This window comes from Pseudanabaena cinerea FACHB-1277 (assembly GCF_014696345.1).
In the GTDB taxonomy this organism is placed as follows: Bacteria; Cyanobacteriota; Cyanobacteriia; order Pseudanabaenales; family Pseudanabaenaceae; genus Pseudanabaena; species Pseudanabaena cinerea.
Map to the genome: position 1 here is coordinate 1 of NZ_JACJPY010000106.1, position 12141 is coordinate 12141.

Consider the following 12141-nt stretch of genomic DNA (forward strand, 5'->3'; position numbering starts at 1 on the left):
TATTTATCATCTTTTTTTTTGCGTATTGGGATGATGATAACCGATATCAAACCTTGGTTATGCTTCAACTTATTGAACTTATGGCTTTAGTATTTACTAATGGATTGAAGTGCAGAAATAAATGTGAAGTTGCCTCTATACCTTTCTTTTATTTCCCGACAAGTCTATTAATCCACTCAAAGATCTTTTTGTAATTCTCCCAAATAGAGCGCGGAAAATAGGGATCATCATGCTCACAGGCTTTCTTAACCGTAAATTTAGGCAGTAGTCCCCGATCTTCGCAAAAAGCAATAAATAGAATGCGATCAATTACTAATTGCGCCTTTTCCACTAACTGAGTATCAGCGATCGCCAATTCTCTAGCCCTAACATCACGCCGAAAATAGCCAATCAAATCCTCCCGCACATCATCATATTTGTTGTAAAGCCTTTCCGTAATCTCCTGCTCCTGCTGTTCCGAATCCCTTAACAGTCCATCAATTAATGACTCTTTCTCATTCCCATGCGGCAAGAAATTCTGACGACATAATAGATAATAAAACTGCTTAAAAGTATAAATATCGGCTAAATCTTCTAATGTAAATAATTGATAGTAACCCGTACTCTTGCTTGTGCTGTATAACCGAATTTCGCGATAATTTGACACAATCACCCAACGACAATCAGGCGTATGATTGGCATAGCTCCAACCCTGATCAATCGGCGATGGATTTTTACCCTGCTTCTCATCCAGATTTGTCCGCGCCCCCTTCAACTCAATCGGCGCAACAATCCGCCCTTCTAACTTCACATTCCCTTTAGTACCCAACACCGCCGAAAACAATCCAAGCGCCGCATCAGCCCGACCACCCTTATCCGTAATCGATGCTTCAGCATAAAGTTCCCATGTTTTCCCTTGCGACTGGGTAATCGTGCCATAGCCCAACACATCCCGAAAAATATCACCCAAAAACTCGCCATGCAACTGCACTTCCGAGATTTTCGCCAAAGTGCCATTGCGATCGGTTTCAATCCAACGCTGGATCACCTGATGCTTTGCCGTCAAATCATTGGGAAACTGATAATTATTAACCGCATTTCGCAATAATTTGATTTGAAATAAGCGCGGTGTCGAAGGATGATTGGGCGATCGCTGAAAAATGGACATAAAGAGCATTGGGTATTTTCTTGGCAACACTAATTTACAGCAAAATCTGTATAGTGCCTCAGGTTAGGCGGATCAAAACCCAGTACGATATCATGCTTAGGAACACCCAATTCTACTAATTCATTGGCTGAACCAATTTCGGTTCCATCTTGTTGAATCCAAATTTTGCCATCAATAATATCAATATGTAGAACTACGCCATAACAACGCTTAGAATCTCGCCAACCAACGTAAACAAGTTGATAATGGTCATGTTCAGTGTCAATGATTATTTGAGCTTGAATGCGATCTTCCCAAACATGGCGAGCGTGATTTTCTAAGACAGTTTTTATTTGCTGACGGTATTGGGCAACGGTATCCATTTTTCTAGACTCTCAGATGCGTAGAACTATCCTATACCTTATAATGGTTTGTCTGTAGAAGCAGTTAACTTAATTTATGGGTTAAGTTTGCCAAGCAAATTAAAGAGTAAATATGGTTCAGACTATCAACAGCAATATTTCTAGCGGCACGGAATTAATTTTTGCTCGCCATGAAACGTTTTATCCTCGGTATAGCTGGTTAAAAAAAGGATTTCAGGCAGTCAGCGCAAATTCGGGGATTTTCCTAGAAGAAGATGCTCACATTCAGCTAGGGGTGGGCAAAAACATGGCGAAGGCAATTCGCTATTGGTGTGGAGCGTTTAAATTGATTGAGGACGATCGCACAGGACAGACATCGCCGCAACCATCACAATTTGGGAAGATGTTACTGGGTGATGATGGTTACGATCCTTTTTTAGAAGATCCAGCTTCGCTGTGGTTGTTACATTGGCATTTGTTAAAGCAACCATGTAGAGCCACGGCTTGGTATGCTGCCTTTAATGCTTTACGCCAAACTGAATTTACATCTGAGGATTTGAAAGTAGCATTGGTAAAGTATCGCGATGCTTTGGGAAATCGAACTGTGGAAGCCTCACTCAAAAAAGATGTGACCTGTTTATTGAGAATGTACGTTAGCCAAAACAATGATATTAGTCTGAACGAAGACAATTTAGACTGTCCTTTCGCAGAGTTACGCTTGATGCAAAGGGCAGGTGACTCTTTGCATTACGCATTTCGGATTGGGGCGAAACCAAGTCTCCATGCCGAAATTGTCGTTGCGGCTTGTCTAGATTTTGCGGAGTCCTTTAATAGCGGGCAGAGAACCATCTCCTTATCGCGTTTGTTATTTGATGAAGGCAGTCCTGGGATGGTATTTAAACTGTCTGAGAGTGCGCTTTGTGATGCGATCGAGCAGGTAGCAAGATGGTGTAAGGCGATTACTTTTACTGACAGTGCTGGCATAATCCAGATGTCTTTTACTCAAGAACCCGCCAAGCTCAGTCACACAATTTTGGATAGATATTATAGGAAATAGCGATTATGGTTAAATATCAAATGATTATTCAATGGTCAGATGAGGATGACTGCTTTCTAGTTGGGTTTCCTGATTTTCCTAATCAAAAATGGCGATCGCATGGCGATACATACAGTGAAGCTTTAAACAATGGAATTGAGGCTTTAGAATCGCTAATCATGGCGTATGAATTATCTGGTGATAAATTACCAGTACCAAAAACAGTAAGTATGGTTACTTGAGATGAGAAATGGATAATAAACAATTATTTATTAATGGCTATTTAGAAAGAATTTCTGAGCAGTTTCAAGTTGATCAGGATCAAGCCTTTGAAATATTTGCGATCGCGGCAATTACTGAGCGTCCATTTCAAGAAGTATATGACGATATTTTGATTGGTGGCAGCCGCGATGGTGGCATTGATGGCGCTTGTTTTGTGGAACAAGGCGGTTACTATACACTCATGGTCTTTCAATGTAAAAAATCTAAAGAACTAAAGCAAAATGAGATTGAGAAATTTCGCCATGATGTAGATGATTTGTTTATTTATGGCATTGTTAAGCCAAATACCGAATTAATTCAACCAAAGATTAGTGAATATCAACAATTATCAAAAGATGGTTTTATTATTGATATTAAATATTATTTTGTTTATGCTGGGTCTAATCGAGATCCAAGCTATGCCGCCAACAATCAAAATTTTCGAGCTTATCATAAACCAGATGAATATGAAATCTGGGATATAGATGCAATTTACGAAAAAATTAGTCAATTAATCAAAGCCCAATCAAAACGTAAAGATATTAGATTTATTTTCAATCCGCAAATATCAAATATTATTACAGCCGATCGCCAAGGTCAGGGATTATATACTTATTCAGTGGGTAATGTCAGAGCTGCAAATTTTCGGATTGAAGCAAATGAACTTTGCCAATTAGTTGAGCAAGAATTGGCGACAAATAATACCTATGAATTTTTATTTTCCGACAATATCCGTTCTTTTTTAGGCTTTAAAGTTAGACCAAATCAAAGAATGAAGGAAACTTTGAATGACCAGAATTCCGCAATTTACTTTCCTTTTCTAAACAATGGTATTACTATTGTCTGTGAAAGGATGGAAATACCATCAACTTTGCAAAGTGGTAGGTACATTTTACCTGCTCATAATCCCATAATTGTCAATGGCTTGCAAACAACCCGTGTTCTTTATGAATTTTTTAAAGAAAATCAACGCAAAGGAATTAGCAGTCTCGAAAATATATTTGTAAATGTAAGATTATATGAAACTAACGATCTAGAAATAGTTGAAAAAATCACAGATGCAACTAATACACAAACACCTATTTCCTATAAAGATAAAGTAAGTAATAAGGATTTTAATTTATATACAAAAGAAATTTTTGCTAACAAAAAAATTGCGTACATTACTAAGCGTGGCGAAGTTTTTTCTAATCAACTTAGCAAGCAATTAAATTCTACAATTGAAAGTGATACGCTCCTGCGATTTTGGTATGCCACTTTTTATGAACAACCAGAAACAGCCAAAAATAGTGTCTATGAAGTAATGGAGGTTGTTTTTGATGCCACTAATAATCACGTTCACCCGTTGCATCGACTATTTAATGGAGAAAAAGATTCACCTATCTATCAGCAATTGATTTATGCCTATACAATTTATCGTTATGTACAAACTAAAAAAGAATTACAACGAGAAACGAAAGAATATATTAGTCATGCCACAGAGTTAATTGCCTATGGTATGTACAAGTATCTAGAAAAGGATTTAAGGACTATTAATAATCAAGAACAACTAGAACAAGCTTATCAATTTGCACTCGACTTGATTGATCAGAATATTAGTGAGCAGATGGAAATATATAATACACAAGATAAATCATTTTCTTACAGTGGTTATTTTCGCAAGGCTAAGTGCAGATTTGAATATAATCTGAAAGCTGGTATTGTTGATGATGATTCAATTATTGAAAATTTACTGTCTAAACAGTAGAATTTACCCAAAATTATTAAAGGAGATCCATTGAAATTGCTTTCTGAATATTTTCAAATTGATCGCCGCTATGGGAGATCGATCAATCTAGAGCGAGATCTTGATATGCCTAATGCAGTAAATGGGTATGTCTTAACCGATCGCTCTTTGTATGCACTCAAACAAATTTTAGTAGATGTGCCTGACTCTGAGCAGACGATCGCGGTTACACTAACAGGAGTATATGGTACGGGGAAATCAGCGTTTGCTCATTTTTTGACTTGCCTATGTGCTGGTGAAACGGTGGCTAAGCAAAATGCTTTGGCGATCGCCGAAAAAGCTCTCACGGCGGCAGAATTTCATAAACTGAAAAATCATTTGCCAGAGCAGGGATGCTTTAGGGCGATCGCTACGGCGCAAAGAGAACCACTTACCCATACAATTATCCGTGCCTTGGATTATGGCGCAAGTCATTTTTGGCATAAAAAAGCTCCTAATATTGCCAAAGAACTAACGGATTTATCGTCAGAAATACTCGGCGGCAAGGTGGTTGAAAGTAAGCGAGTAATATCAATCATTCAAGAAGTAATTAAGTCTGCTCAAACTGATGTGGTTTTGATAATTGATGAGTTGGGAAAAAATTTAGAATATGCGTCTTTACATCCTAGCGCATCAGATATTTATCTATTGCAGCAATTAGCAGAATTACAACCAAACAGCAATCACAACAGCGTCAAGCCTTCTCTTGATTCTCCAAAATTCTATCTAATTGGTTTATTACATCAGTCCTTTGTGGACTACGGCGAGAGGTTAGCGACATTACAACGCAATGAATGGGCAAAGATTCAAGGAAGATTTCAAGATATTCCTTTTACGGAGTCACCAAGACAGATGACTTGGTTAATTGGGAAGGCGATCGCTCGTTCTTGCAATAAATATGCTGCTTTGATCAAGAATCAAGCAGAAGAATGGTGCGAAGTGTTGCGATCGCAAGTTGAAGATATTTCGCCTGAACTATTGGCGGCGGCATATCCATTACATCCGATCACGGCTTTGGTGTTACCAATTCTTTGCACCCGATATGCCCAGAACGATCGCTCATTATTTACATTCCTAACTAGCTCCGAACCATACGCCTTAAGGAGTCATTTAGCTGAGTTTTGTATAGATAAAGATTGCATACCCACTTTAAAATTAGATCGTGTCTATGATTATTTTATAGAGGCAGCAGGCATAGGATTAGCCAGTCGTCCCCAATTACAAAAATGGGTGGAAATTCAGACTTTAGTGAGTGATGCTAGAAATTCTGACCCAGAGAGTTTAAAATTACTCAAAACCGTGGGTATCCTCAATCTAGTCACCTCCACAGGCGGATTAAGAGCATCACGAGATTTGGTAATGTGGGCAATGTGCGATCGCCCCAATGACAACACATCACAAACATCAATTAGCCGTTTAATTGATAAATTTCTCCATCAAAAAGGAATTTTGCATCATCGCAAGCAAGCTGATGAGTTAAGGATTTGGGAAGGCTCAGATTTTGATATTGAAAGTGCGATCACTGATTACATTGCTGCTTGCAGTCATAATGGGCGATCGCCTGAATTAGCCAAAATATTAGCTGATGTATCTAAGCTGAAGCCTGTAGTAGCTCAACGCCACAGCTATACAACAGGAACCACTCGCTATTTTGAGACAATCTATCTAGATAACGATGTTAACTGGAATAAGTTATGTTGCTCAAATCATAGTTTTGATGGATTAATTGGTTATTGGGTCGGTGCAGAGCCACCGCAGTCTATACCAGTCGAGACTGCCGATCAAAAACCTTTGATTGTGGTGAATGCTACCAATCTCAAACTTTTAGAGATATCGGCTTTAGAATATACAGCACTTCAGAAAATCCGTGCTAAGTATCCTGAAATAGAGCGGGATAAAGTGGCTGCTTTAGAAATTCGTCATCGCATGGTGCAAGCAGAAAGACGATTAGATGAGGCTTTAAGTCAAGCTTTTGCAGTCGGTCAGCATCAAAATATCTGTTGGATACAGGGCGATCGCGTTGTGATTAGTCGAGCAATTGACTTTAATTCTAAGCTCTCAGAAGTTTGCGATCGCGTTTATCACAAGGGACTGACACTCTGGAATGAATTGATTAACCGCCGTGAACTCAGTTCGCAGATGGTCAGAGCTTTACGGACGCTAATTCAGGCGATGTTAGATCATGGCGATCGCGAAGGGTTAGGACTAAGGGGAAATGGGCCCGAAGTGAGTATTTACACCTCGGTGTTACAGACAACAGGAATTCATCGAAAGGAAGATGATCTATGGGGATTTCATGCCCCCACTTATCCACTGATGAAGTCAGTTTGGGAAGCGGTCGAAAATTTTTGCCTAGAGTCTTTAGAAAAACCTCGAACTGTCGATCAGCTTTATGCAATCCTTGATGCGCCGCCCTATGGAATAAAGCGCGGCGTAATTCCCATTCTTTTAGCAGCAGTGTTATTAGATCATGTTGATGATGTCAGCGTCTATAAAGATGGAACTTTTATCCCCGTACTAGGAAGCGAACATTTTGAACTATTGGTAAAGCATCCACAGCGCTTTGCGGTGAAGCATTTTGAAATTGTCGGTGTGCGATCGCAAGTCTTCCGTGAGTTAGAAAATGTATTGCGATCGCCAAATATTAACAAAGCAAATTCTAAAAATCTACGCAATGTAACCATGCTATCGGTGGTTAAGCCTCTATTTCAGTTTGTGAAAAAGTTGCCTGCTTACACCACCAAAACCACGCGCATTAGTTCAGAGGCGCAAGCAGTGGTAAGGACATTACAAACTGCTCAGGAACCTGATGTCTTGCTATTTCAGACCTTGCCCGTGGCTTGTGGACTAGAGGCGATCGCCCCAAACCAAGAAGACGATGGAACTACGGCGAAACAATTTAAAGGGAAGCTAGTCCAAATATTACAGGAAGTCCAAACTGCCTATGACCGATTGCTCAATGACTGCCAAAGCTTATTGCACGATGCTTTTGCGGTGCGGCGGGGTGATGAGAAATTGCGCGAAGACTTGCGGGTGAGAGCAAGTTACCTTACGGATAGTTGTTCAGAACGTTTGCTCAAACGATTTGTATTAGCAGCATCTGATGAGAAAGGGGACGATCGCCAGTGGTTAGAGTCTCTATTAATGATCATTGCAGACAAGCCTGCGGAGTCTTGGACTGATGCGGACGTGCAAAGTTTTGAGCCGAAGCTAACCGATTTGGCGCGGAGATTTATGAATCTGGAAGCTTTGCAGAAGGGCATGGTCGCTTCAAAAAACAAGGGATTTGATGCGCGTAGAATTACGATCGCTCGCCCTGATGGTCAGGAAGTGCATAAGTTGATTTGGCTTGATCCTAAGGATAGCGATCGCCTTGAGGTATTGGTAGAAAAGATCTTGAGTGAAGAGAGCGTGCAGGGTAGCGATCGCTTACAGCAAGCGCTTATTGCTAAGTTAGCGGAAAGGGTAATGGGTAATGGGTAATGGGTAATGGGTAATGGGTAATGGGTAATGGGTAATGGGTAATGGGTAATGGGTAATGGGTAATGGGTAATGGGTAATGGGTCTTTTTAACCAATCACCAACCACCAATCCCCAATCCCCAATCCCCAGCTATAATAAAAACATTTAGCAGCAAAGGTAAAGCGATGATCAAAACTTTAACTAAGGCAGACAATCAGTATCTGGTTAAATGGGCTGTGACTTGGGAACAGTTTAAAACCTTGCAATCCGCCTTTGATGAGATCGGTGGTGTGCGGATGACTTATTGTGAAGGAGAATTAGAAATTATGGGTATTGGGTTGCATCATGAAATGATATCCAGTCTACTAGGACTGTTGTTAGGCTATTACTTTGTTTTCAAACGAATTCACTTTACATCAACAGGTGCTTATACCCAAAAAATTGAACCTAGCGTTGAGTTTCAGGCTGATTTATCCTTCGCGTTTGACAATGATCCAGCCAAGACTGACCTGTGTATCGAAATTGTGGTTACTAGCGGAGGCGTAAAAAAGTTAAAGAAATATCAACTAAGAGGTATTCCAGAGGTTTGGTTTTGGGTTAACGGCAAAATTAGCATCTATCGCTTAGTTGATGGTGAATATGCCCAGCGCGATCGCAGTGAGTGCTTGCCTGAATTAGATATTGAACATTTAGAGCAATGTTTGTTAATCGAGTCACAGTTAGATGCCATTTTGGAGTTTCAGCAAAAGTATCAAGTTAATTAAGTTACGAATACAGAAACCTATATGACTGTAAAGATAGCGATCGCGCAAATCCAATTAGAGGCAGGTCAACGCATTGTCCTTGATCGGATTGGCTGGCAGGAGTTTGAGGATATTTTAGAAGATCTAGGGGAACATCGTCATTCTCATATTGCATACTTCAAAGGAGTTTTAGAGTTTAGGATGCCATTACCAAAACACGAACGCCATAAAATGCTAGTTTCCAATTTGCTAGTAGTTTTGCTAAATGAGCTTGGTTTAGAGTGGGAATCTTTGGGTTCGACAACTTTTAAAAATCGCAGGATGCAGGCAGCGATCGAGCCTGATGATTGTTATTACATTCAAAACTATCGGGCGGTGACGGGGATGCAGCGTATTGATCTAGATGTTGATCCTGTGCCTGATTTGGCGATCGAGGTGGATTTGACTTCTCAGACTCAAGTAAGTGCTTATGAGGCTTTGGGAGTTGCGGAAATTTGGCGGATTCGCAATGACAGGTTAGAAATTAATTTGTTGCAGGATGGAAAGTATGTGAGTTCGGCAACTGGCAATATTTTCTCGTCATTGCCAATTGTTGAGGGGATTTCACTGTTTTTAGAGCGCAGTGGTGATTTGCCGATGAGTGCTTTATGTCGAGAGTTTCGGGCTTGGTGCTGTGAAAAAGGTATTAAACAGTAAGAGTGTATGATATTACATAAGCGCGTAAGGAGTAAGCTGTTATGGTTCAAGCCTTAGAAAGAAATTGCGATCGCCATTTTGCCCATGAAGCTATATCTTGGGAACGGTTTAAGGCGATTCAACAGGGATTTGAGAATGTCTCAAATTTACGGCTAATTTATTGTGAAGGAGTTTTAGAGATTGTGGGAATTGGGAAAGCTCATGAAATGTATACCAGTTTATTAAGTAGCTTGTTGAGTGCTTATTTTGAGATACTGGGTATTGAGTTTTTCCCCAGTGGTGCTTATAGTCAGATTATTCCGAATGTTACTGAATTTCAATCTGATCTTTCCTATTGCTTCGGTGAAGATAAGGATGTGCCTGATCTATGTATTGAAGTTGTGATTACTAGTGGTAGTCCTAGTAAGTTACGCAAATATCAATTGCGTGGTGTTCCTGAGGTCTGGTTTTGGGAAGATGGCGCGATCGCTGTCTATAGTTTGCAGAGTAGTTTGCAGAGTAATTTACAAAATCGTGAATATATAAGGGTGAATCAAAGTCAGGTTTTACCCAGCCTAGATTTGGCTTTACTTTGTCGTTGTTTGTTAATGAGTTCACCGTTGGCATCTCTACGCGAATTTCGCAATGGCATTAATCAATAATTTGATGATTTATGCTTCATATTAGTTCATGTTTCTGAATTTTGATTGCAAATGGGCATTGGTTGTGTATATTGTATTGATACGATATAAGAGATTCGTGGTTTATGAAAGATATATCTGGGGGTAATGCTCAAAAAACAAAGCAAAGGACGATCGCTCAGGCTATCTTGGAGGTGATGGGTGAAGCTAAGCGCCCAATGACTTCCCAAGAGATTTGTCAATTGATTCTAGAGAAAAATCTCTATCATTTCAATACAAGCGATCCTTTAAAAATGGTTAGAGATGCTTTATGGCGGCATGATATCAAAACTGGAAAGCGATCTTCACCAAACAAATTTTTTGTGCAAGATGGCAAATATTGGAATCCTCTAGAAAGTAACACTTCCTTAGCAGAAGAAACTCAAGAAGATGTAACTATGTTTGATTTTGAAGCATCTTTATTTGATTATTTATTTGACTTAGAAGATTTAGAAAGTAATTGAGTTATGACTAGACATATTTTAGGACTATCAGGAGGGAAAGACAGTACAGCATTAGCAATTTTAATGCACAAAGAAGTCCCACAAATGGAATATTTCTTTTGTGATACTGGGAAAGAACTCGCTGAAACATACGAATACTTAGAAAGAATTAAAGCAAGATTAGGAATCAAAATTAAATATCTCAATTCTGAAAGAGACTTTGATCATTTTTTGATGCTACATGGTGGACATTTGCCATCACCCAAAATCCGTTGGTGTACTGAGGAAATGAAAATAAAACCTTTAGAAAGATTTGTCGGCAATGATGAAACTATTAGTTACATTGGTATTAGAGCAGATGAAATTCGAGATGGTTATATTTCTAGAAAACCTAATATTCATCCCGTTTATCCTTTTAAAGAAAGAAACTTAGTCAAAGCTGACATCATTCGCATTCTTGATGAGAGTGGAATCGGAATGCCTGATTACTATCGATGGCGTAGCCGATCAGGATGTTTCTTCTGCTTTTTTCAACGTAAATATGAATGGGTAATGTTATCAGAGGAGCATCCAGATTTATTTGCCCAAGCTGTAGAATATGAAATGAGTGAAGCAAAATCCAAAGGTACAGGTTATACATGGACTCAAGGCGAAACTTTGCTAGAAATTATTGCCCGTAAGGATCAAATTATTGCTGATCATGAAAAGGCGATCGCTAGGGAAAAGAAAACATCACCAAAGCTTAGCCTTGCCGAAGTATTAGAATCAGTACTAGACGATGAAGATGACGAAATGCCTTGTTTAGCTTGCCATTTGTAAATATATCTTTTGAATCTTGATTATAAAAATTATGCTAAAGTAAGGAAATCTTACATCAAACATTTCTTATAAATTGGTGACTTTCCCCATGCTTGCCAAATTAACTACCAAAAACCAGCTTACACTTCCTAAAAGTATTACCAAAGAAATTGGCGATTCAGAATATTTTGATGTCAAGGTAGAACATGGACAAATTATTCTCACACCAGTTAAAATTCATCGTGCAGACGCTGTACGAGCGAAACTGGCAGATTTACAAATCACTGAACAGGATATTGCTGATGCTGTTGCTTGGGCGCGAAGATAATGAACGTTTGCTCTTGGCAAGCATTAAATCAACCAATAAGAGTAGTCATTGATACTAATCTGATTTTGTCGGCTTTAATATTTGGCGGCAAGACTGCAAAAATACGAGCGGCTTGGCAAGAAAATTTGATATATCCTTTAGCATCTAAAGACACAATTACAGAGCTAATTAGAGTACTCGCCTATCCAAAATTTAAATTAACAACCAGTGAACAGGAAGATTTACTAGCAGACTATTTACCATTTTGTGACACAGTTCAGATGACAGAGAAACCCTGACGGGGCGACAAAAGATATGGGAAGTATGAGTAGATGGGGATTTGAGGATTTAAGATAAAAAAGATAGGTCAAGTCATAGTAAGTAGGGCTTGCTGAAAAAGCAAGAAAAGCATACGCGCATAGGTTTTCAAGGGCAACGAAAACTGATAAAATGCAAAGAAAAGCAGCAAAAGCAAGAAAAAAC

Annotated in this window: 13 protein-coding genes; 11 read left to right on the plus strand and 2 right to left on the minus strand. The window is 39.2% G+C overall.

What is annotated here, in order from left to right:
• Positions 1 to 148: 148 nt before the first annotated feature.
• Both H6F44_RS20310 and H6F44_RS20315 read right to left on the minus strand, forming a co-directional pair.
• Positions 149 to 1147, minus strand: a complete 999-nt coding sequence (locus H6F44_RS20310; RefSeq protein WP_190352915.1) for a hypothetical protein — start codon at positions 1145 to 1147, stop codon at positions 149 to 151.
• A gap of 29 nt (positions 1148 to 1176) precedes the next feature.
• Positions 1177 to 1509: a XisI protein gene (locus H6F44_RS20315; RefSeq protein WP_190352916.1), complete on the minus strand. Its 333-nt coding sequence runs from the start codon at positions 1507 to 1509 to the stop codon at positions 1177 to 1179.
• A gap of 112 nt (positions 1510 to 1621) precedes the next feature.
• Here H6F44_RS20315 and H6F44_RS20320 point away from each other — a divergent pair, with 112 nt between their 5' ends.
• The 11 genes from H6F44_RS20320 (at position 1622) to H6F44_RS20370 (ending at position 11957) form a co-directional block, all read left to right on the plus strand.
• Complete coding sequence (locus H6F44_RS20320; protein ID WP_190352917.1) at positions 1622 to 2545, plus strand: DUF4007 family protein; 924 nt, start codon at positions 1622 to 1624, stop codon at positions 2543 to 2545.
• A 5-nt stretch (positions 2546 to 2550) separates the two neighbouring features.
• Positions 2551 to 2766 (plus strand): type II toxin-antitoxin system HicB family antitoxin, encoded by a 216-nt coding sequence (locus tag H6F44_RS20325; protein ID WP_190352918.1) that lies wholly within the window; start codon positions 2551 to 2553, stop codon positions 2764 to 2766.
• 8 nt (positions 2767 to 2774) lie between these two features.
• Positions 2775 to 4532 carry an AIPR family protein gene (locus H6F44_RS20330; RefSeq protein WP_190352919.1) on the plus strand — a complete coding sequence of 586 codons (1758 nt, stop codon included), beginning with the start codon at positions 2775 to 2777 and terminating at the stop codon, positions 4530 to 4532.
• A gap of 30 nt (positions 4533 to 4562) precedes the next feature.
• Positions 4563 to 8033, plus strand: a complete 3471-nt coding sequence (locus tag H6F44_RS20335) for a P-loop NTPase fold protein (RefSeq protein ID WP_190352920.1) — start codon at positions 4563 to 4565, stop codon at positions 8031 to 8033.
• Positions 8034 to 8197: 164 nt separating this feature from the next.
• Positions 8198 to 8776: a Uma2 family endonuclease gene (locus tag H6F44_RS20340; protein ID WP_190352921.1), complete on the plus strand. Its 579-nt coding sequence runs from the start codon at positions 8198 to 8200 to the stop codon at positions 8774 to 8776.
• Positions 8777 to 8797: 21 nt separating this feature from the next.
• Positions 8798 to 9451 (plus strand): Uma2 family endonuclease, encoded by a 654-nt coding sequence (locus H6F44_RS20345; RefSeq protein WP_190352922.1) that lies wholly within the window; start codon positions 8798 to 8800, stop codon positions 9449 to 9451.
• Positions 9452 to 9492: 41 nt separating this feature from the next.
• Positions 9493 to 10092 carry a Uma2 family endonuclease gene (locus tag H6F44_RS20350; protein ID WP_190352923.1) on the plus strand — a complete coding sequence of 200 codons (600 nt, stop codon included), beginning with the start codon at positions 9493 to 9495 and terminating at the stop codon, positions 10090 to 10092.
• A gap of 104 nt (positions 10093 to 10196) precedes the next feature.
• A complete protein-coding gene (locus H6F44_RS20355) occupies positions 10197 to 10574 on the plus strand; it encodes an HTH domain-containing protein (RefSeq protein ID WP_190352924.1) in 378 nt (125 codons plus the stop codon).
• A 3-nt stretch (positions 10575 to 10577) separates the two neighbouring features.
• Complete coding sequence (locus tag H6F44_RS20360) at positions 10578 to 11372, plus strand: phosphoadenosine phosphosulfate reductase family protein (RefSeq protein ID WP_190352925.1); 795 nt, start codon at positions 10578 to 10580, stop codon at positions 11370 to 11372.
• 88 nt (positions 11373 to 11460) lie between these two features.
• Positions 11461 to 11679, plus strand: coding sequence for an AbrB/MazE/SpoVT family DNA-binding domain-containing protein (locus H6F44_RS20365; RefSeq protein ID WP_190352927.1), 219 nt, complete (start codon positions 11461 to 11463; stop codon positions 11677 to 11679).
• On the plus strand, positions 11679 to 11957 hold the full coding sequence (locus tag H6F44_RS20370) for a putative toxin-antitoxin system toxin component, PIN family (protein WP_190352926.1): 279 nt from the start codon (positions 11679 to 11681) through the stop codon (positions 11955 to 11957). Before H6F44_RS20365 ends, H6F44_RS20370 begins: the two co-directional genes overlap by 1 nt.
• Positions 11958 to 12141: the final 184 nt, after the last annotated feature.